Here is a 22,218-nt window from a genome sequence, read left to right on the forward strand (position 1 = left end):
AACTTAACCCTTAACAGCTCCACCGGTAACACCTTCTACATAATATTTCTGAAGGAACATAAACAGCAGTGTTACAGGAATAGCAACCAAAACACCGCCTGCGCAGAATCTTGTGAAATATCCCTGATAATCGCCCGTATTCATCCATCTGTACATTGATACAGCAACGTTGTAGCTCTTATCATGACCAAATGCCATATATGAAGCAAATACATAATCATTCCAGGGAGCCATAAACGCAACAAGTGCCTGATAGATGATAATAGGCTTACTCATTGGAATTGTCATTGTAAAGAATACTCTTGCTCTTGAAGCTCCATCAATTCTCGCTGCTTCATCAAGTGCCTTGGGAATTGTATCAAAATAACCCTTACAAATGTAGTAACCCATACCTGAACTTGCTACAGATACAAGAATAAGTCCCGGAACTGCGCCTGCCTGAGTAAGTCCGATCTGTTTAAGAAGGAAGTACAGACAGATCATGGTAAGGAACCCCGGGAACATTCCAAGTATAAGCCAGAACTTCATAAGAAGTGTTCTTCCGTTGAATCTCATACGGCTGAGTGCATAACTTACGCACAACACAATTATTGTCTGGATCATTGATACAAAGAATGCAATGATAACCGTGTTCATAAACCATCTTTTGTAGTTAGTAGCATCACCAAGTACAAATCTGTAATTATCCAGTGAAAAATGCTTAGGAATCACATAATCAACGATTCCACCGTACTCAACAGCCGGATCAAAGGAACGAAAGCTTCCAAGTACGATACCCACAAACGGGAACAGCCATACAATAACAATAAGTATAAGTGCTACATAAGCAAAGAAATTGCCTATTGCACGTTTTCTTTTCATAGATGATTCTCTCATTATTGGAATCCCTCCTCATCCTTAACTGAAGGCAACATACGGTAAACTCCAAGAGCTATAACCGCTGTCACAATGAATATCATGATACCGATAGCAGCAGCCATCTTATAGTCTGTATCATTGATTGTCATCTTATAAAGCCAGGTTACAAGAAGGTCCGTAGCTCCTGCACCACCTGCATAGCTCATGGACTTTGGAGCGCCACCTGTCAAAAGATATATTACGTTAAAGTTATTAAGGTTTCCTGTGTAAGATGTAAGCAGATATGGTCCTGTTACAAAGAGCATATATGGCATTGTAATGTGCCTGAACATCTGCCAGGGTGTTGCTCCGTCAATTCTTGCACTCTCGTAAAGATCTGCAGGAATATTCATAAGAAGACCTGTTGCCATAAGCATAAGGTATGGAATACCGATCCAGATATTTACAACAACGATTGTGATCTTGGCAAGTAACGGATCTGTCCAGAATGGAATTGAATTCTCGATAATTCCAAGTTTTTTCAATGTACCGTTGATAATTCCTGCTGAATCAAACATCTTGGAAACATACAAAAGGCTGACGAACTGCGGAACAGCGATTGTAAGCACAAGACATGTTCTCCAGAACTTTTTAAACTTAACTCCCTTTTTGTTTATCAAAAGAGCTACTGCAATTCCAAGGAAGTAGTCTATAAATGTTGCAAGGAGCGCCCAAACCAACGTCCATAACAATACGCCAAGGAAAGTGTTACCAAAACCACCTGTATCAAACGAGAAAAGATTTTTAAAGTTGGAAAGTCCTACCCATGTAAAGAGCTTGGTAGGTGCCTGATGTGTCGCATCGTAGTTTGTAAAAGCTACACATATCATGAAAACAATTGGCAATACAGTAAAAGCAAATACGCCCGTTACAGGAAGTGCCAAAAGTGTCTTATCAAAGTTAGAATCAAAAAGTGACTGGAAATCTGCCTTATTTCCCGGAAGACTCTTTCCTGATTTTAATATAAGCTCCTGCTCTTTATTCTCCTTTATGTTTCTATACCATAAATAGATAATGAAAAGAATAAAAAACAGTGTCAATAAACCAAATAAAAGAATAAGAAATGAATGATCGCCGTAAACTGTCTTACGGTTCTTTTTATAGGTTTCGATAGTACCAAGGGTGTTTAGCTTCATGAAATACTTGCCACCAAAGGCTGTCAAAAACCAAATAAAAAGAGCTTCAATTGCCAGATACATTCCACCACGTAAAAATTGGCCTCTCATGATCTGTCCAAAGCCCATTATCACATACGAAATCTTTGTTTTCCAATCTCCCTTTACGAAGATTACCCCTATATCCTTGAGGGCATTTCCTAAGCTCACAAAGAAATTCCCAACAGGATTACCCTTTTTACCAGATGCGTTACTCATAAATTTCCTCCGCAATTAAACTTGCCTGATTATCTGAATATTGAAGAAACGGCAGGAGGAATAACCTCCTGCCGGGTAATTTAAAACCGATATTGCTATATACTTATTATCTTGCAGCAGAAACCTTTTCCTGGAAGTCTTTAAGAGCTGCCTTTAAGTCATCATCAGAAGCTCCCTGAAGCTTGCCCTGAACATCGCCTGCAAGTGCTTCAGCGTTTGACCAGTAGTCACCAGGATACTGTCCCTGAGGAATTGTGTATGCGAACTGCTCTGAAAGAGCTGAAAGAGCTTCGTCAGCCTTTACTGCGCTGTCCTGCTGAGCCTTAAGGTTTGAAGGACCCCAACCAACTTCGTTGTATCTGTCAAGCTGTACCTTTTCGCTTGTAAGGAAAAGAGCAAGTGCATCACAAACAGCAAGTTTGTTCTCATCTTCCTGAGGCTTAACACCAAGAAGTTTGCATCCGTTGAATCCGCTCATCTGATATGTCTTTCCATCAGAACCTGTGAATGTAGGAAGCTTAGCGCATGCATAGTTGTCACCAAGGAAATCCTTAACTGTTGAAGCATCCCATGTTCCATCAATAATAGCTGCATAGTTTACAGCATCACCTGCTGAAGAACCAGGCTGGAATGCCTTTGAAGAAGCAACTTCGATCATCTTCTTAAGAGCTACAAGACCCTTATCTGAATCATAGTCCATGTTGCAAGCTGTGAAGTTACCATCGTTGTCTGAATCAAATGTAAGTGTGCAGCCTGTTCCAAAGAAATATGAAACCTGATACCATCCGGTCATATCCATATAGAAGTTCTTTCCAGCTGCTTCGCACTGCTCAAGGATTCCTTCAAGAGTAGAAGGATCTGTTACAACACTCTTATCATAGTAAAGGAAATATCCGTTATCAGCAGTCATAGGATAAGAATAAAGTGTGTCACCAACTGTAGCAGCAACTACTGCTCCGGCAGCGTTCTCATTCTTAATCGCATCAACGTTTTCAGGAGCAACATCTACAAGAGCGCCTGCAGCAACAAGTCTTGCTGTCTGATCCTGAGCAAATCCGTAAATATCTGCGCCTGCTGTTACGTCTGTGATCATATTGCTTGCTGCATCACCTTCACCAACAGCTTCCACTGTTACTGTGTATCCTGAATACTGTGGGTTGTCAGACATGAACTGGTCAATCTCACTCTTTGTGAAATCAACAACAGCATCAGCAACCCAAACCTTAATCTCACCTGTGCCGTAATCCTGAACTTCTTCCTTAACTTCCTCTTTAACTTCTTCTACAGTTGAAGCAGCTTCCTGAGCTACCTCAGTTACAGTTTCAGCTGTATCCTGTGCTTCTTCAGCAACAGACTCAGCCTCGCCTGATCCGCATCCAGCAAGAACTGATGCGCCCATGACAGTTGTCAATAAAACAGAAACCAATTTCTTTTTCATTTTTCTTCCTCCATAAAATGATTCAATGAATAGCGCTACTCCACGAATACTATCGATATTAAGTAGTGCAATGTACGGTTGCGCAAAGGGCAACCGGTTGTTCTATAAAAAAGTTTATGCTTTGTGCATTTTTTTGTCAATAAAGCACTTTTAACGATAAAGCGTACGTGTTTTTGTTAAAAGTATACATTGACTTTTTGACCGGTAACGTTTTCGGTAGCGTTTCCGGTAACGTTTTGCGCAATCGGTTGTTTTTTCACATGTTTATGACTATCATCCGTTTCGCAAATCATATAGAACCTGGCTATTTACAACATATTGCGTATTCACATCGTTTCGAACAGAGTATCACTTTGCAACTCTTTGTGCGCAAGTTTTCTGTAATATGCTCCGTTCTGCACAATTAGTCCGTTGTAGCACATATCCATAAGTGTTTTTAACAGTTCCGGTACAGAAATATCCGTTCCGTTTTTGTACAAGCCTTCAAGTATCTGAGATGAAGATACAGGAATAATATCTATCTGCGAAAGAATCATTTCTTCAATGGACGACAAAGCCTTTGTAACATTTTGTTTGTCTTCCGATATTTCTCCCAAATCTTCCACAACTTCTTTGCTCTGCGTGTAAGACTCTTTACAACCTGCGCCTTTTGAGTTCATCTTCCCCATCATTGAGAGTCTGTCAAGAACATCCTCAGTCCTTATGGCAATTCCTGCTCCCTGACTGATAAGCAGATTGCACCCATCACTTAGTCTGTCAGTCACTCTTCCCGGAACAGCCATAACTTCCCTGCCCTGTTCAAGTGCAGTATCGACAGTGATCTGCGTTCCGGACTTTTCCCTGGCTTCAATCACAAGCACCACATCAGCCAAGCCACTAATAATGCGGTTACGCATAGGAAAGAAATTAGCCTTCGGCATTGTTCCAGGCGGAAACTCTGAAATAATCCCGCCATTTGTATTAAGATCATCATACAAGTCCTTATTTTCTTCCGGGTAGCAGATGTCCGCACCGCATCCCACAATTGCAAATGAGTTTCCACCCGCAGAAACAGCAGCTTTCTGGCTGATACCATCAACGCCTCTAGCCATTCCGCTTATCACCTGAACTCCAGCAAGCGCCAGACCTCTTCCAAAATTTCTTGCCATAAATCGCCCATAATCCGAACACATCCTGGCGCCGATAATTGCCACGGTTGGTTTTTCCGGATCAGGCAGGCTCCCCTTCACATATATTGCAAAAGGCGGATCCGAAATATTCTTTAATTTTTCCGGAAACCTTTCATCTATTCTTGAGATAAAAGTAATTCCATTTTCTTTCAGCTTCTCTTTTTCTTTGGCAAAATTCCAATTTTTCCTTGAATTTTCAAGCTTATTTATCTGCTTTTCCGTAATAATATTTTTAAAATAGCTTTTATCTGCCGCAAAAATCTCACTGCAGCTTTTTCCACTGCACAAAAGCTTATCAATACTTTTCTTCCCAAGCCCCGGCACATTAAAAAGCCAGTGCGCATACTCATTTTCTGTTATATTCTCAATTCCCGTCATTCTCATTCCTCCAACTGATGCCAGTATTTGCCGTCTGTCATCCTATATCCGACGGCTTCCATTAAATGTATTTCCATGATATTTTCGCTTTCATCTATATCCGCTATAGTCCTCGCAACCCTTAGTATTTTGTGATATGCCCTCGCGCTCAGATCCATGCTGCAAAAAGCATTTTCAAGATAGTTCTCTTCCCTCTTTCCCAGTTTGCAATACTTTTTGATATCCGAAGGACTCATCTCAGAATTAAACCTGATATCCGTTCCCTTAAAACGCTCTTGCTGTATCTCTCTGGCTTTAAGAACTCTTTTTCTTATAGATTTGCTTGATTCATTTACACGCTTTGTCTTTTCCGTAAGGTCAGCGATATCAATCCTTGGCGCCTCAACACAGATATCTATCCTGTCCAAAATAGGTCCTGAAATATGCCCCAGATATCTTCTGATCTCATTAGCAGTGCATTTACACTTGTTTCGGTCCGGATAATACCCACATGGACAAGGATTGAGGGCGCCTACTAACTGGAAGTCTGCAGGATAAGTAAAGTTTCCTTTATTTCTGACTATATTCACTTTCCTATCCTCAATAGGCTGTCTTAAAAGATCCAGCTTTGACCTTGGAAATTCAGGCATTTCATCAAGAAAAAGAATCCCTCTGTGGGATAAAGATATTACTCCAGGGCGGGGAACATTCCCTCCACCTGTAAGAGCAGTTTCCGTGATCAAGTGATGTGGACTCATAAAAGGTCTTTTTGTTATCAGGGTTTCATTTTCTCCGAGCATCCCTGCCACCGAATAAATCGTTGATACCTCAAGGCTCTCATCAAGTGAAAGAGGCGGCAAAATAGTTGGCATTCTCTTTGCCACCATGCTCTTTCCCGAACCCGGAGGCCCAACTATCAAAACGTGATGGAATCCTGCCGCCGCTATTTCCACAGCTCTTTTCACTGCTGCCTGTCCATTGATATCTGAAAAATCAACTCCCACATTGTCATACTCGCTGCTCCTAAAAAGCTCTTCAATATCAACTTTAGTCGGCGGAATCAATTTATCTCTTTCATCCTCCCCGGCATTAAGATACGCAACTGCTTCCTGCAAAGAATCCACTCCAACAATCTTAACGCCTTCAATAACCGCGCCTTCTCTGGCATTTGAGCTTGGTAAAAGAACTGTCTTATAGCCAGCCTCTTTAGCCTTAATAACAATGGGAAGTGTGCCGTTTATGTGCTTTACTTCTCCGTCAAGTCCAAGCTGGCCAAGAATCACAACTCCTTCAAGGCTCTGCTCACAAATCTCTCCTATTGACGTCAAAATACCAATCGCCACAGGAAGGTCAACTATGACACCTTCTTTCTTAATCTCTGCCGGAGATAAGTTAATAGTTATCTTTGATGACGGAATCTTTACTCCTATATTTTTTAATGCAACTCTCACTCTGTCGCCGGCTTCTCTCACTTCTCCGCTCATAAAGCCGACCATATTAAAGCCGGGAAGTCCGTCCGACACATCCACTTCTACCTGCATGAGATAGGATGAGATGCCATGAACAGCTCCCGAAACGATGGAACTAAACATAAATTCTCCTTAATTTTTGATTTTTTAAATCCAGACAAATATGGATTCATAGAATATTTTGTTTTTATAAAAAATACGCATAGAAAAAACGACCTGCTAATTATATAACAGGTCGTCCATAAAAATCTTTAAGATTTTCTTATGATTTTATTAATGTTTCCTTAAGAATTTACTTTTTTCTTTTAACGAAGCATTTTCATCTGCATCGTATCGGGATCCTGCGCAAACTGAAGCGCCATTTCTCTGGTAATCTTTTGAGAGCGGTACATCTCCATAATAGCATCATCCATAGAGATCATTCCAAGTTTTCTGTTAGTCTGCATAACCGTGATAAGCTGATGAGATTTTCCTTCACGGATAAGATTTCGCACAGCACTGTTGACATGCAATACCTCAAAGGCTGCCACTCTCGATACGCCATCACTTGCAGGAATAAGCTGCTGTGAAATAATAGCTTCAAGCACGCTTGCGAGCTGTATTCGTATTTGTTGCTGCTGATGTGAAGGAAAAACATCTATAAGTCTGTCCACAGTATTGCTGGCGCCTATCGTATGGACAGTTGAAAGAACCAGATGTCCTGTCTCAGCCGCCGTGATCGCAGTACTGATAGTTTCAAGGTCTCTCATCTCTCCCACAAGAATTACATCCGGATCTTCACGAAGTGCTGCCCTTAATGCATTTGCATAGCTATTGGAATCAGTTCCGATTTCTCTCTGGTTTACAATAGACATTCTATGCTGATATGTAAACTCAATAGGATCTTCAAGAGTAATAACGTGAGCCTCTCTGCTGTTATTTATCATATCGATAATAGAAGCAAGCGTCGTTGATTTTCCACTTCCAGTAGGCCCTGTAACAAGAACAAGACCACGTTTTTTCATATACAGATCAACTACACCTTGCGGAATTCCAAGATTTGTTGCAGAAGGAATCTCACTTGCAACCACACGAAACGCCATTGCAACCGAGCCTCTCTGTTTAAACACATTAAGCCTGTATCTGCCCACGCCCGGTATAGAAAAAGACATATCATGCTGTCCGTTTTCCTCAAGCTTTTCCCTCTGTTTCTCATTCATTACTTCTTCAGCAATAGCCCAGGTATCAGGCGGAAGCATCTTAGGAAAATTATCCATGGCTATAAGCTTACCGTTAAGTCTCATCTTAGGTGGAAGACCAACAGTAACATGCACATCTGATGCGCCTTTTTCCTTAGCTTCTCTCAAGATATCTTCAATCTGAGACATACATTCACTCCTATACGTAACACAATAATTAGTGTTTTCACAATCAACTATTCAATAATGAATCACCTCTGCCCCAACGGCAACTTTCCATGTTTCTTTAATAATATTATGACGTTTTTTCGTATAAAAAGCAAATTTGAAGTTCGTCAGGTCAGTTCATCCAATGTATTTCCGTATGACGCAAGAAATTCATCCACAAAATCAAGAACCTCAGGATAATCCTGATAGAGCCCTCTGATTGCTTTTCCAGTTGTCTCTTTGGCGGTTCTAAACTCCGTATTCCCGGCATTTATTTCGCTTATACATTTGATCAGGGCAGATAATTTATCTGCAGCCTTCACAAGCTTCCTGATATATTTATCCTCTTCTGTTCCATCAGGCCTGAATATCTCATCAAAAGCAGGTTTGAGGTCATCAGGAAGTTTCTCTAAAAGCCTTTCATCAGCAACCTTTTCCACCTCTTTGTATGCCTGCTTAATGTCAGGATTAAAATACTTTACAGGTGTAGGCATATCTCCTGTTATTATCTCAGATGCATCATGATAAAGACCTATGAGCGCAGCCTTATTGGCATCAAGGCTCTTGCCGTAGCGGACATTTGCGATAGTGCAAAGCGCATGCGCTATCATTGCAACCTCCATTGAATGTTCACACAGGTTCTCTGCCCTTGTATTTCTCATAAGAGCCCATCTGTCTATATATTTCATTCTTGATATAAGTGCAAAAAAATTGTAACTCATTGTAATCCCCTTTTTTTTGTATTTATGCTTTGTGCCTCACTACATAATAATCCGCAATTTTAGTTATACATTATTATGATATGAAGATTAAAAATAATGTTATGTATCGTTTGAAAATTATGAAAACAAAAAATCCGCCATCACCGTATTGCTGACATCAAGTCCCTTTTCTGTAAGGCGAAGATACTCACCATCATTTTCAAGAAGCCCCATTTTAACGTATTTGTCAATCACTTCACCATAGATCTCAAATACAGATTTACCAAATTCCTTTTCAAACTTATCTCTGCTAACCCCTTTTATAAGCCTAAGCCCCAGAAACATAAATTCTTCCATCTGCGATTCAATGGAAAGCCTCTCCTCATTTTCCATTATAAGCTTTATATCAGGCTCTTCCCCGGTAAGAGTTTCAATATAAGACTCAAAATGCGTGATATTATTCCATCTGACATTTTCTATCATTGAAGCCGCTCCGAGCCCTAGCCCAAGATAGTTTCCCCTTCTCCAGTACACTTTATTGTGATAACACTCGTACTTTTCAAAGTTTTCATCTGATCCGTCCAAAGCATAATTTGAAATCTCATATCTGTGGTATCCGCTTTCTAAAAGGACTTTTCTAGTCTCATGATACATTAACCTGTCCTCATCCTCATCAGGAAGATTCAGCTCCATATCATAAAAAGGCGTCCCCTCTTCCACAATAAGACTATATGCCGAAATATGCTCCGGTTTTAATGAAATCACTTTCTTTAGCGTCTCAAGATATCCGTCAAGATTCTGCCCCGGAAGAGCACTCATCACATCAATATTTATATTGTCAAAGCCCGCATTTCTCGCATTTTCAAAGGTTTCATAAAAAAGCTTCGCATCATGTACCCTGCCAAGCTTTTTTAGTTCATCATCATTTAATGACTGCGCTCCGATACTGATTCGGTTAAAACCGGCTTTTTTGTACATAATAAGCTTATCCATTACACCGGATGCCGGATTTACTTCTATGCTTATTTCCGCATCTGCATCAAATCGTAAACGTTCTTTTATTTTCTCAAGTATCCTGCAAATATTTTCGGCCTTAGGAAAAGAAGGTGTACCCCCTCCAAAAAATACAGACTTTACGCAATAGTCACTGTACTTTTCTGATGACAGTATCACCTCTTTTTCTAAAGCATTGAAATACTCTTCTATCTTTTTTTCCTCTGCATTAAAAGACAGAAAGTCGCAATATAAACATTTTCTGACGCAGAAAGGAATATGCACGTATATTGAAAGTTCTTTACTCATAATTAGCAATACTCAAATCAATCTGTGCTATCCAGCTTTAATACGCTAAGGAAGGCTGACTGAGGCACTTCGACGTTACCGATCTGACGCATCTTCTTCTTTCCTTCCTTCTGTTTCTCAAGAAGTTTCTTCTTACGGGAAATATCACCGCCGTAGCACTTAGCCAAAACGTCTTTTCTATAGGCTTTTACTGTTTCTCTTGCTATAACTTTTCCGCCAACAGCAGCCTGAATAGGAATCTCGAACATGTGCCTTGGTATCTCATCTTTAAGCTTCTCGCACATCTTGCGTCCACGCTCGTAAGCACCTTCTTTATGAACAATAAATGAAAGTGCATCCACTTCTTCCCTGTTGATAAGGATATCAAGCTTAACAAGGTCTGACTTTTCATAGCCCTTAAGCTCATAATCAAAAGATGCATATCCTCTTGATCTTGATTTAAGTGCATCGAAGAAATCATAAATAATCTCGTTAAGGGGAAGCTCATACTTAAGTATTGCTCTTGACTGCTCGATGTAATCAGTACTTAAATATTTGCCTCTTCGTTCCTGGCAAAGCTGCATGATTGCCCCAACATAATCTGTGGTCACCATGATCTCACCACTAACAATTGGTTCTTCCATAAATTCAATTTCCGAAGGATCAGGAAGGTTTGTAGGATTTGTCAGGTCAAAACATGTTCCGTCTGTCTTATGAACCTTGTAAACAACAGATGGCGCAGTTGTAACAAGATTAAGATCATACTCTCTTTCAAGTCTCTCCTGGATTACCTCAAGGTGCAAAAGTCCCAAAAATCCTGCTCTGAATCCAAATCCCAATGCCTGTGATGTCTCAGGTTCATAGAAAAGAGAAGCATCATTAAGTTGCAATTTTTCCAAAGCATCTCTAAGGTCTGAATAATGCGCGGAATCTGCAGGATAAAGTCCGCAGTAAACCATCGGCATAACCTTCTTATATCCAGGAAGTGCCTCAGTACAAGGATTTTCCATATTTGTAACTGTATCACCTACGCGGGTATCTTTAATATTCTTAAGAGAAGCGGTAAAATATCCAACCTCGCCGGATGAAAGAATGTCACTGGCAATAAATCTTCCTGGGCCAAAATATCCAACCTCAACAACTTCTGCCTCAGCATCAGTTGCCATAAATTTAACTCTCATGCCCTTTTTAATGAAACCATCTCTTACACGGACAAAGACAATAACACCTCTATAAGAATCATATATACTATCAAAAATAAGAGCTTTAAGAGGGCTGTCATTATCCCCCTCCGGCGCAGGAATTTTGGAAACAACTGCCTCTAGTACCTCTTCAATGCCAATACCATTCTTGGCAGAGATCAAAGGTGCATCCTGAGCCTCAATTCCAATAACGTCCTCAATCTCATCTTTTACTTCCTGTGGCTGTGCACTGGGAAGATCAATCTTATTTATTACAGGGAAAACATCAAGGTCATGGTCAAGCGCCATATATACATTTGCAAGAGTCTGTGCCTCTACTCCCTGTGTAGCATCAACTACAAGAATCGCTCCGTCGCAGGCAGCAAGGCTACGTGAAACCTCATAGCCAAAATCCACATGTCCGGGCGTATCAATCATATTTAAAGTATATTCTTCCCCATCCTTGGCCTTATAGATCATTCTGACAGCCTGGGATTTAATTGTAATTCCTCTCTCACGCTCGATATCCATATTATCGAGAACCTGATTCTGCATCTCCCTGCTGGTAAGAACACCTGTCTTTTCAATCATTCTATCCGCGAGGGTAGATTTACCATGATCTATATGCGCAACTATACAAAAATTTCTAATTTTACTCTGATCCACTAATTCTTCCTCGTTTTTTAAAAAAACCTCGCACCGGTGAGAAGATGCGAGGTTTTATCTAATCTTTTAAATCAATAAAACAAAACTAATTATGCAAGCTTGTTAACAGCCTGAGCAAGACGAGAAACCTTTCTTGAAGCAGTATTCTTCTTGAGAACGCCCTTTGACTCAGCCTTATCAATTGCTGATGTAGCAGCAAGAAGTGCCTTAGCAGCCTCTTCCTTGTTACCAGCTTCAATTGCAGCTCTAACCTTCTTAACTTCAGTCTTAACTGCAGACTTGATCATCTGATTTCTCTCAGCCTTTTTCTTATTAACAAGAATTCTCTTCTTGGCGGATTTGATATTTGCCATAATTACCTCCGAAACAAAAACTATAGTTAATTATAATTATCCTGGTAAGTGGGTTAAGCCGGACACGGACAGTTAACTTCACATACTAGGTTATAATAGATTAAAATTGTCGAAATGTCAATAGCTTCTAAAATTACCTTTTGCCCAAATTTCAGCCGCGACCGTTCCTTATTTTTGACGCGCGTTCCTTTATTTCTTCAAGACTTGTCTTAAATCTCTCTGAATACATGCTTGGATTTCCCATGATAGTGCGGGTTCTGTACCACTCAAAAAATGACTTCACAGGTGGTGGAGTAACTCTGTCCATAAGAACGCAGTACTTGGTATATAGCTCAATTACTTCTTCTTTGACGCTTCCTACATACGCAGAAGGATTTAGTCTTATTTTTTCTTTTATACTGCTAAAAGACTTTTCCAAAGAAGAACTAAGCACATCCATCCTGCTACCGATACCATTACTGATACCTTCCACAGTATTACCGATGCCGTTACTGATTCCCTCAACTGTATTGCCTATGCCATTGCTGATACCTTCAACAGTATTGCTGATGCCGTTGCTGATTCCCTCAACTTTGCTGCCAATTCCTTCTTTAACCTCTTCGCCCTTGAATGCAATGATGACATCAAGCCTTTTCTGCATTCTTGCCATTTCATACTTGGCTTTTTCCATGTAAAGAAGTATATCTCTAAGTTCTATCGCTGTCTTGAACGCCAACATAAAATCACAACTTACACCCACAGTAAGAACCACTGTAAAGATTGTCAAAAAATTGTATGGTATGGAACAGATCACTTTTTCCACGGGTATTTGTAAATAATGTGAAAATACAATAGTACAAACTCCCCACACCAGCGTGGATTCCAAACATACATAGCCTTTAAAATTAAACTTTTTGTGAGAATAATCCCAATACCTGACTTTAAACAGAGTTTCCATCAAAACTCCAACCACATATTCAAGCACTGTCGCTCCGATGCATCCTGCTATATAGACCAAAAAAACATTATCATAAAAAGGTCTTGATACAACCAGCATCATAATTCCGCCGCTGCCATAAAGCGGTAAAAAAGGGCCTCTCATAAAGCCCCTGTTTACCGGATGTTTTTCCATCACCGTCACATATGCAGATTCAAAGCACCAGCCCAAAAAGCTATAAAAATAGAATAGAAACAGCCACTGCAATGGCAAATAGTTAAACATACCCCACTCCTAATTACTGTTCAGGATTAGAAAAGTCTATGACCTGATTCTCAGGAGCAGTAGTTTTTTCCACTGAAATAGCCTTTAAGACAGGTCCTTCTCCCTGATATTCAGCCACATACTCTTTTGCAACCTTTGCTGTTACTAAAACCCAGTCTTTCTCAACAAGGTCTTTTGTATTTTCATATTCACAGGCAAAACCCAAAAACTGCATGTCCTGTGCGCAGCATGTCATTGCCATTCTTCCAGGCACAAATCTGTTATCCGGGAACTCCTCAGGTTTAAGAACCATAGCCTTAAATCTTACTGTTTTTCCTTCATAACGCTCAACATGGTCAAGAGCATCCAGATAGAACATTCCATAGCCATAGTTGTTGAGGTCAATAGGATTGGCATTTAGATCAAATGGAAGATCCTCATCAAGAGTCACATCCACTTCACCGTTTTTATCCTCAAAAATAATATCTGCCTTCTGATTGATAGCCTTAACATTTCTTTTATAGGAAGCAAGGTCCTCAATTCCGTCACAGCGGTTAAACAGAATCAGATCAGAATTACGTATCTGCTCAGCTAAAAGAGATTTCATATTATTAAAATAAAGCTCAAAATTAGAGGCATCGATAATAGTAATCTGCTGTTCAAGTCCCCACATAACAGGAAGTCGCAAATTCTTAAAATTCCACATTCCATTGTATTCAACAAGAATTCGCTCAGGATTATGCTTAGCATCAAGTGCTATAAGTGCATTGGGATTAAAGTCCTCTTCATCTTCTATGCGCTCAAGAACAGTATTTGTAGACTTAAGAAGCTTTTCTTCGTAGTCATTTTCACCATCTTCGCAAACTATAAGGAGTGTCTTTCCTTTAGTTCTGAAATATGGCTGTCCCAGTGTATAACGGAAGAAATCCGTCTTACCACTGTCGAGAAATCCATTAATTATATATACCGGTTTCAATTTTTCTCTCCTAATCATAAACAAATCGAATTATTATCTCACGAAATGCACAGCTACGTGCTTATTTCTGTCTAAACAGTAATTAGAATCCTACTCTGCGGAAGAGCTTTTCAAGATTTTCTTCCTTAAGACCTGATCCGATAACGCAGAACTTTCCTGTTACATCAGCAGCGCCATCTCTTACATCAGCTTCGCCCGGAACATAATCAAACTCAATCCACTTACCATCAGCTGTAGGAACTACGCCCTTAGTACGAAGAACAATACCATATTTTTCTTCATCCTCAAGCTGAGAAAGCATCTTCTCAATTTCGTCCTTTGTATATTTCAAAGGAGTTTCCATTCCCCAGCTCACAAAGACATCATGTGCAGCATGATCATGGTCATGATGATGATGCTCATGTTCGTCCTCATCTTCATCATGGTGATGATGGTGGTGCTCATGTTCGTCCTCATCTTCATCATGGTGGTGATGATGGTGCTCGTGCTCGTCCTCATCTTCATCATGGTGGTGATGGTGGTGCTCATGTTCGTCCTCATCTTCATCATGGTGGTGATGATGGTGCTCGTGCTCGTCCTCATCTTCATCATGGTGGTGATGATGGTGTTCGTGCTCATGCTCGTCCTCATCTTCATCATGATGGTGATGATGGTGTTCGTGCTCATCCTCATCTTCATCGTCATCATGATGTGCTCTGTAAACAACAGATCCATCCTCCATAACAACTTTGTGGCTGCCATGATCATGATGGTGATGATGGTGATGTTCTTCTTCCTCCATAACCTGCTTCAAAAGCTCAGCCTCAAGATCATTATTTCCTTCGAATGTATCAAGGATTTCTTTTCCTGTGATCTGATCAAGAGGAGTTGTGATTATAGTAGCCTTGTCATTGTGCTTGCGTATTAATTCAACTGCCTCTTCAATCTTCTTCTGATCAGCCTTATCAGTTCTTGTAAGAATGATTGTGCCTGCATTTTCAATCTGGTTAATGAAGAATTCACCAAAATTCTTGATGTAAACCTTAGCCTTTGAAACATCAACAACAGTAACAGCGCTGTTGAGTTCCATTTCAGCAGAACCATCTGCAATATTCTGAATAGCTCTCATAACATCAGAAAGTTTGCCAACACCTGATGGCTCAATAAGGATACGCTCCGGTGCATACTGATCCATAACCTGCTTAAGTGAAGTCTCAAAATCTCCTACAAGAGAACAGCAGATGCATCCTGAATTCATCTCTGTAATCTCAATTCCTGCCTCTTTAAGAAATCCACCGTCGATACCGATTTCTCCAAACTCATTTTCAATAAGAACAACCTTTGTTCCATTTAATGCTTCTTTTAAAAGCTTCTTTATAAGTGTTGTTTTACCTGCACCCAAAAAGCCTGATATAATATCAATCTTAGTCATTTTTACCACTCCATTCTGCACAAATTATGTGCTACATCTACTACAACACAAAACATTTTATAGCACATTTTGAAAACATGTCAAGGATGGGGCGGCAAAAGCACATTCTGTCCGAACAGTAACATGAACCATCAAGTAAAACATTAAGTAAAGAGATTATTCACATTTTAGCATTATCATTTTCCTCATTTATGGCTTCTTCCAGCTCCTGATTTTCCTCATCTTCCGTTCCTATGTTGTCCTTTGCTGTATCATTGTTTTCTTCGCTACCAGACACATCTGACAGTTCTTCAATCACAGGTTCTTCTTCATTCTCATCCTGCGATTTTTCAATAGCCTCAGGTAAAGAATCTGCATTTTCCTCAACATCTGAAGTATCATCGGCAAATTCATCAATAATAGCATCGCTGTTTTCTTCTGCCTCTACAGCTTTAGAAATATTTTCTTCCTCAATAGCAGTATCTGCACTTGCTTTCTTCTTTTTTGAAGAGGATTTATCTTTTTTCTTCTTACCTTTTTCCGGATTTATCTCATCATCATTATCTTCCATGCCTTCTTCAAGGAGAATTTCTTCAGAATCATCTTCTTCCGCTGCATCTACTTCTCCATAAATATCCCACTCTGCATTTCCAAACTCTTCCAGTTCTTTTACATCAAACTGTATCAGCCTTGCTTCAAGTTCTTTTCCTGTTAAAAAACTACCTTCAGCAGAATCTAGAAGCATTGAAGTCTGAAGTTTGTTTTTGTTTCCGCTATAGTCGATATGAGCTTTAAGAATCTGTCCATAAACGTATCCGCAGTCAGGCGCATATCCATCAATAGTAGTGTTATTTTTACCGCAGCTAAGTGTATTATTAGTTATTTCTTTTACGTAAGTCACTTCTCCTCTGCCAGCAATATCACTATAAACACTGGTAACTTCGTAGTGCCATGGGTTTGTTCCCTCAAAATCACTATTGCAATAATTACAATGATAATTACGATATTGTTGTCCATTGATTACACTTGTAGGACCAAGTTCTACTACATCTGTCGCAGTGAAATATTCATAACTAACTGACGTGCCCATGCAGGCATCTGTATGAACATGATATATCGGTTTTGTAAAACATCCGCCTTTTCTATTTTCACCAACCTGCTCTTTGTTACACTTCTTGTCATTACCGTCTAGGTGATAATGCCTGTCATAAGAAATCTTGCCGGGCATATTTTCTATAACTACTGTTGTCTCAATACTTGCTATAGCGTCACTTATCTCAGCAAATGTGGCATCCTCTCTGATCTTAACGCCTTTAGTGAGCAATGTGGATGCCAATAACTTCTTTCCATTACTCACACGCTGAAAAACCGAATCAAACTTGGAATTAATTCCATTCATACTTTTTTCAAGCACTTCTCTTAGATTTCCCACGTTAGTAGAAACTGAATTATCAATACTATTAAGTTTGGTATCCATATTCTTGTTAATACTGTTAAACTGGTTAGTCATATTGTTATTTACAGTATCGATCTTGCCGTTTATTTCTTTTCCGGTTGATGTAATCTTTCCATTTATGTCTTTTCCTGTACTTGCAAGGTTACCATTTATATCTTTTCCTGTAGCATCAAGCTTTCCGGTAATGCTTGTTCCTGTCTGAGAAATTTTATCATTAACGTTCTTAGTGGTCTTATTGTACTTATCGTTAACGTTCTTGTTAGCTTCATCAATCTTGAGGTTCACATTATTATTAGTCTGCTCGATTTTTTCATTAACATTCTGATTTGCAAGATTTATCTTGTCATTGACATTTTTATTTATCTTCTCATATCTGGAATTTGAGTTTTTCTCTGCTTTATTAAATCCACCAGTAATGCTTTTTAGTAGACTTTCAAATTTCTCGCCAAGACTTGTATTTACACCATCAATTTTTTCATCGATGTCTTTCTTATTTGTATCAAGCTCATTTTTGATATATGTCTGATTCTGTGTAAACTTATTGTTGATATTCTTATTGATCTGCTTGGTCTTGTCATTGGTATTGTTATTTATTGTGGTAATTCCCTGAGCAAGTGCTTCATTAGTCTGCGCAATTTTTTCGCTCATTTCCTTATCAGACTTATCAAGTCTTTCATTTAAATTCTTGTTATTGTTATCCAGCTTTTCATTTATTCCATTAGCTGTGTTACTGATGTTCTCATTAATATCATTATTTGCTTTATCAAGTTTTTCGTTGATATCACTACTTACTTTGTCAAGCTTGTCAGACATCTCTTTATCTGAATTTCCAAGCTTTTCAATCATGCTGTTGTGAATATTTGTGATCTTTTCGTTAAAACTATTATTTGTCTGGTCAAGCTTTTCTGTGATATTGTTGTTGATTGTGCTGCTTGTCTGATCGATTTTTCCGCCAATGTCAGTATTGGTCTTATTTATATTGCTATTAATATTGTTTGTTGATTTTTCTATTTTCTCACTGATATCACTGTTAGAACCTACAATTGCAGTAGTTATATCGTTCTTTGTCAGGTCCAGCCTGTTATTAAAATTGTCATTTGTCTTAGTGAAGTTCTCATTAATACTTCTATTTGTCTCGTCGAATTTGTCATTTATATTTTTGTCAGTCTTATCAAACCTGTCATTTATATTCTTATCTGTCTTTGAAATCTTCTCATCTATATTATTGTTAGTTTGATCGAACCCTTCATTTATATTGTTATTAGTCTGTTCAAATTTTTCTGTGATATTGTTGTTGATTGCGCTGCCTGTCTGATTGATTTTTCCGCTAATTTCAGTACTGGTCTTATTGATATTTTCATTAATAGTGTTTGTTGAATTATCTATTTTTTCATTGATATCACTATTAGAATTGGAAATTGCAGTATTTATATCGTTCTTTACCTGATCAAGCTTTTCATTCAGCCCTGCACCCGTCTTATCAATATTCTCACTTATACCGGCACTTTTCTGGTCTATCTTCTCGCTTAAATTCTGAGCACTCTGACTGATGTTATTATTTATATCAGCATTGGAACTATCGATTTTTTCGAATATACTGCTATTTGACTGAACAAAATAGTTTTCCATATTTTTATTTGTAAGTTCATATTTTTCATTAATGGTATTGTAAGTACCTGTAAATCCATCATCAATGCTCTTATTAGTACTGCTAAACCATTTATCAATTCCATCACTTAAAAGCCCGATGCGTCCAAGAATTGAATTTTCTGAGTTCTTTACGCTATTATCAAGCTGTGACAAAAGATTGTTCACATCACTGCGAAGGCCTGAAATATCATCTCTAAAAGCGCTTATAGTCTGGGAATTACAGTTCTCCATATTCTTATTCATTGCTTCAAGAGTTTCGATAAGTTTCTCTGACTTCTCATCAATACTTTCATTTATTGAATCGTCACCTTCCTTAATGCTCTTTTCAAGGCTATCTGTAAGTTCCTTTGTCTGCTGCTGTGCCTTTTCAAAGCTTTCCTGAATCTTGGCAAGTTCAGCTTCTATTTCCTTAAAGCCGTTATCAATTGCTTCCCTGTTCTCACTTAAGCCGTTGTCAATCGTTGTGGTGAGTGTCTCAATCTTATTATTTGTCTCACTTATGCTTGTCTTAACTTCAGTAAGCTTTTCATCAAGTTCTGTCACCTTTTCGCTGATCGTTGTTGTGATCTTTTCTGTCTCGACAATGATTTTCTGAGTGTCAGACTTGATTTCTTTGGACTGTGTGTGAAGTTTCTCTGTATTATTGTTTATTGTGTCCTTAGTGCTGCTACTGCTTGCAATCTCATTTATAGTCTTAAGACTTTCCTTATTTCCTGTAACTGTCTTATCAAGCTCATTTAAGTAATCATGAATTTCCTTTAATTTATCTGATGTTTCCTTATTTGCCTTTTTCTCATTTTCTGCAAACTCCTCAGTTGCACTGGTAGCCACGATCGGCGTGCTGATATAGATCAGTCCTGCGCTTAAAGCAAGAGCAATTACCACCGCTACTGCCACTACTTTCGTGTCATGTCGCTTTAACTTTTTCAGAAGCTCCTTGATCGAATTATTTGTCTTGTCTTTCTTTTTCATTAATCCACTTTTCTCCTTTTCGTTGCGCAAAAAAGCAGAAAAAATGAAAAAGGTAATCCATAGTTTCGCTCTCTTGCAAACTATAAAATTATTTGTTGGAAAATCATCGAGAGAATTCTCGTGATTCTTGTCGACTGAATGCCGACGAAAATTCATTATACATATTTCAAAAAGAAAAACAAGACCTATTTTTGTGAAAAAAATGTGAACCGCCTCACCTACACTTTCCTAAGCAGCAGCTCAACCACAAATCCATTGTCGTTGTAATATTCCATACCGCCGCCCTGTTTGTTCATATAATTTTTGCAAAGATACATTCCAAGACCATATCCAGATTTGCTCTGCGCATTTCTGCCCCTGTAATATTTCTCGGCAATCAAAGGAAGGTCATCTTTATCCACACCCGGACCATGATCCCTTATTGTTATCCTGATGAAACTTCCGCTTTTGCCATCTCCCATCAGCATTTGTTCAGTTTCAGAAAAAGAAACCAAAATATCAGTTCCTGCGTACTTTGCAGAATTGCCAATGATATTATCGATAATCTGTTCCATGCGCTGTCTGTCCATATAAACAAGGCACGGATAAATGTGATTTTCTAAAATAACATTTCCAAAACAGGAAAGATTCTTTATCCTTTCCTCCAAAATCAGAGTGCTTTCCTCGCATACATTAATGTCAATCTGTTCCATTTTCTCAAGACTTGCATGCATAACATCGCTCATAAGTGCGCTCACACTCTGGGATTTTGCGGAAATAATCCTTACTTTATCAAGATTATCCCTGCATTCTGCTATCTGCGCCTCACTTTCAGGATTGGAACCTGCTGCCGAAAGCTCTTTTTCTTTTCTTAAATACTTTAGTTCAAGAACTTCACAGGTTGCATTTATCACAGCAAGGGGTGTCTTTATATCGTGGCTTAATCCCTGAATAAGTTCTTTTCTTGCAATCTCTGCCCTGCGTTCTCTGTCGATAGAAAGCTTCACCTGTTCTCTCATTATGTCAAAGCCCTCAACAAAGGTGCCAAACACATTGTTCTTGCGAATGGGAAGCGGTTTGTCCAGCTCACCCTTTGCAATATCCGCCGCGAAATCCTTGAGTTCTTCAACAGGTCGCATAAAGCTATTGTATATATAACAAAACAACACATACCCGCCCAAAAGCACAAAGAGCCACAGCGCTATCCCCGCTTTTAAAAGTCTGTTACCAGCATCGTCAAAATTCTCTTCTCTGTCATTCCAGGCAACTTTACCAACATACTCATTTTTTATGTCAAGGTCCATCACAAGAGCCCCCGATGAATATAGCTGCGAAAGCTCTGCGTCATTGATTTCCCTTGCCATCACAATATAACATGAGTATTTGTCCTCGACTTCAGTTTCCGGTATTCCATTTTCAATATCCTGCTCTACCTTGTGAAGAATATCGTTGTAATATACAATATCTCTTTTCCCAAACTCCGCTTTTTTACTGAGATTGAAAAAGAAAGCCAGTGCAATAGCCATTATTATGGTAAAAGAAACAAATAACTGTCTTAAGCTTTTCATGATAGTTCCAAAATATATCCTGTTCCCCAAACCGTCTTTATAAACTTAGGATCGTTTGGATTTTCTTCAATCTTTTCCCTGAGTTTCCTTATATGCACATTGAGCGTACTGTCACTAAAGAACGTATCTCCCCACACCTCGTCAAAAAGAACTTCCTTTTTTACTATAGTGTCGTGATGCTTGTACAGACAGTCCAAAAGAGCATATTCTTTTGCCTTTAAAGGAATACTCCTTCCATCTATTACCACAGACATTGTGGAATAGTTCATTGAAAAGCCCTCGTCTGCGCTTTTCGCATTATTATTTGCAGGCGTATCAAAGAGATTTGCTGCATTTTTCATCTGCTCAATTCTTTTTAGATTAACCTTGACCTTTGCCAAAAGAACCGAGAGACTATAGGGCTTTTTAATATAATCATCACCGCCAATAGACAGAGCGATAAGTACATCATCATCGCTCTGTCTTGCGCTTATAAACAATATTGGAAGCTGCATATCTTCGCGTAGCTTTTTGCAAACTTCAAATCCCGTTCCGTCTCCAAGATTTATATCAAGAAGAACCATATCGGCCGTATCGCCCTCATCAAAAAAGCTGTAACAGGCTGCTGCACTATCCACATACATGGTCAATACATCAAACATTCTGAAGTATTCGGCAGTCATTTTTGCAAGTTCTATCTCATCATCTACTATTAGGCAGTTGTAATGCATATTTTCATCTCCATATGGCTTATATTTTACCATAATGTCAATCACTGTTCACTTGCTACCATAACTA

The 22,218-nt window shown here is 39.0% G+C and carries 16 protein-coding genes; all 16 read right to left on the reverse strand.

Going from position 1 to position 22,218, the window contains the following annotated elements:
- Positions 1-3: 3 nt before the first annotated feature.
- A complete protein-coding gene (locus BM086_RS02980; RefSeq protein ID WP_242952113.1) occupies positions 4-876 on the reverse strand; it encodes a sugar ABC transporter permease in 873 nt (290 codons plus the stop codon).
- A complete protein-coding gene (locus tag BM086_RS02985) occupies positions 876-2,270 on the reverse strand; it encodes a carbohydrate ABC transporter permease (RefSeq protein ID WP_092323149.1) in 1,395 nt (464 codons plus the stop codon). Before BM086_RS02985 ends, BM086_RS02980 begins: the two co-directional genes overlap by 1 nt.
- A 106-nt stretch (positions 2,271-2,376) precedes the next feature.
- Positions 2,377-3,708, reverse strand: a complete 1,332-nt coding sequence (locus BM086_RS02990) for an extracellular solute-binding protein (protein WP_092323152.1) — start codon at positions 3,706-3,708, stop codon at positions 2,377-2,379.
- 326 nt (positions 3,709-4,034) lie between these two features.
- Positions 4,035-5,255, reverse strand: a complete 1,221-nt coding sequence (dprA, locus tag BM086_RS02995; RefSeq protein ID WP_175560072.1) for a DNA-processing protein DprA — start codon at positions 5,253-5,255, stop codon at positions 4,035-4,037.
- Between the two features lie 2 nt (positions 5,256-5,257).
- Complete coding sequence (locus tag BM086_RS03000; RefSeq protein WP_092323156.1) at positions 5,258-6,826, reverse strand: YifB family Mg chelatase-like AAA ATPase; 1,569 nt, start codon at positions 6,824-6,826, stop codon at positions 5,258-5,260.
- Between the two features lie 182 nt (positions 6,827-7,008).
- On the reverse strand, positions 7,009-8,070 hold the full coding sequence (locus BM086_RS03005; RefSeq protein ID WP_092323159.1) for a type IV pilus twitching motility protein PilT: 1,062 nt from the start codon (positions 8,068-8,070) through the stop codon (positions 7,009-7,011).
- 146 nt (positions 8,071-8,216) lie between these two features.
- A complete protein-coding gene (gene yfbR, locus BM086_RS03010) occupies positions 8,217-8,810 on the reverse strand; it encodes a 5'-deoxynucleotidase (RefSeq protein WP_092323162.1) in 594 nt (197 codons plus the stop codon).
- 117 nt (positions 8,811-8,927) lie between these two features.
- Positions 8,928-10,091: a radical SAM family heme chaperone HemW gene (gene hemW / locus BM086_RS03015; RefSeq protein WP_092323165.1), complete on the reverse strand. Its 1,164-nt coding sequence runs from the start codon at positions 10,089-10,091 to the stop codon at positions 8,928-8,930.
- A 17-nt stretch (positions 10,092-10,108) separates the two neighbouring features.
- On the reverse strand, positions 10,109-11,917 hold the full coding sequence (lepA, locus tag BM086_RS03020; RefSeq protein WP_092323168.1) for a translation elongation factor 4: 1,809 nt from the start codon (positions 11,915-11,917) through the stop codon (positions 10,109-10,111).
- Between the two features lie 89 nt (positions 11,918-12,006).
- Complete coding sequence (rpsT, locus tag BM086_RS03025; RefSeq protein WP_092323171.1) at positions 12,007-12,270, reverse strand: 30S ribosomal protein S20; 264 nt, start codon at positions 12,268-12,270, stop codon at positions 12,007-12,009.
- 151 nt (positions 12,271-12,421) lie between these two features.
- Complete coding sequence (locus BM086_RS03030; RefSeq protein WP_092323174.1) at positions 12,422-13,471, reverse strand: putative ABC transporter permease; 1,050 nt, start codon at positions 13,469-13,471, stop codon at positions 12,422-12,424.
- Between the two features lie 13 nt (positions 13,472-13,484).
- Positions 13,485-14,444, reverse strand: a complete 960-nt coding sequence (locus BM086_RS03035; protein WP_092323177.1) for a TIGR03943 family putative permease subunit — start codon at positions 14,442-14,444, stop codon at positions 13,485-13,487.
- Between the two features lie 64 nt (positions 14,445-14,508).
- A complete protein-coding gene (locus BM086_RS03040; RefSeq protein ID WP_092323180.1) occupies positions 14,509-15,837 on the reverse strand; it encodes a CobW family GTP-binding protein in 1,329 nt (442 codons plus the stop codon).
- A 160-nt stretch (positions 15,838-15,997) separates the two neighbouring features.
- Positions 15,998-19,894, reverse strand: coding sequence for a hypothetical protein (locus BM086_RS03045; RefSeq protein WP_175560073.1), 3,897 nt, complete (start codon positions 19,892-19,894; stop codon positions 15,998-16,000).
- Between the two features lie 218 nt (positions 19,895-20,112).
- Positions 20,113-21,441 carry a HAMP domain-containing sensor histidine kinase gene (locus BM086_RS03050; protein ID WP_092323186.1) on the reverse strand — a complete coding sequence of 443 codons (1,329 nt, stop codon included), beginning with the start codon at positions 21,439-21,441 and terminating at the stop codon, positions 20,113-20,115.
- Entirely contained in the window at positions 21,438-22,184 is a 747-nt protein-coding gene (locus tag BM086_RS03055) for a response regulator transcription factor (RefSeq protein ID WP_242952114.1), read from the reverse strand. Before BM086_RS03055 ends, BM086_RS03050 begins: the two co-directional genes overlap by 4 nt.
- Between the last annotated feature and the right edge of the window lie 34 nt (positions 22,185-22,218).

This window comes from Butyrivibrio sp. YAB3001 (assembly GCF_900112195.1).
Classification (GTDB): Bacteria; Bacillota; Clostridia; order Lachnospirales; family Lachnospiraceae; genus Butyrivibrio.

Coding starts and splice junctions, on each gene's coding strand:
- BM086_RS02980 (WP_242952113.1), bottom strand. CDS start 876: ATGAGAGAATCATCTATGAAAAGAAAACGTGCAATAGGCAATTTCTTT.
- BM086_RS02985 (WP_092323149.1), bottom strand. CDS start 2,270: ATGAGTAACGCATCTGGTAAAAAGGGTAATCCTGTTGGGAATTTCTTT.
- BM086_RS02990 (WP_092323152.1), bottom strand. CDS start 3,708: ATGAAAAAGAAATTGGTTTCTGTTTTATTGACAACTGTCATGGGCGCA.
- dprA (WP_175560072.1), bottom strand. CDS start 5,255: ATGACGGGAATTGAGAATATAACAGAAAATGAGTATGCGCACTGGCTT.
- BM086_RS03000 (WP_092323156.1), bottom strand. CDS start 6,826: ATGTTTAGTTCCATCGTTTCGGGAGCTGTTCATGGCATCTCATCCTAT.
- BM086_RS03005 (WP_092323159.1), bottom strand. CDS start 8,070: ATGTCTCAGATTGAAGATATCTTGAGAGAAGCTAAGGAAAAAGGCGCA.
- yfbR (WP_092323162.1), bottom strand. CDS start 8,810: ATGAGTTACAATTTTTTTGCACTTATATCAAGAATGAAATATATAGAC.
- hemW (WP_092323165.1), bottom strand. CDS start 10,091: ATGAGTAAAGAACTTTCAATATACGTGCATATTCCTTTCTGCGTCAGA.
- rpsT (WP_092323171.1), bottom strand. CDS start 12,270: ATGGCAAATATCAAATCCGCCAAGAAGAGAATTCTTGTTAATAAGAAA.
- BM086_RS03030 (WP_092323174.1), bottom strand. CDS start 13,471: ATGTTTAACTATTTGCCATTGCAGTGGCTGTTTCTATTCTATTTTTAT.
- BM086_RS03035 (WP_092323177.1), bottom strand. CDS start 14,444: ATGATTAGGAGAGAAAAATTGAAACCGGTATATATAATTAATGGATTT.
- BM086_RS03040 (WP_092323180.1), bottom strand. CDS start 15,837: ATGACTAAGATTGATATTATATCAGGCTTTTTGGGTGCAGGTAAAACA.
- BM086_RS03045 (WP_175560073.1), bottom strand. CDS start 19,894: ATGAAAAAGAAAGACAAGACAAATAATTCGATCAAGGAGCTTCTGAAA.
- BM086_RS03050 (WP_092323186.1), bottom strand. CDS start 21,441: ATGAAAAGCTTAAGACAGTTATTTGTTTCTTTTACCATAATAATGGCT.
- BM086_RS03055 (WP_242952114.1), bottom strand. CDS start 22,184: ATGGTAAAATATAAGCCATATGGAGATGAAAATATGCATTACAACTGC.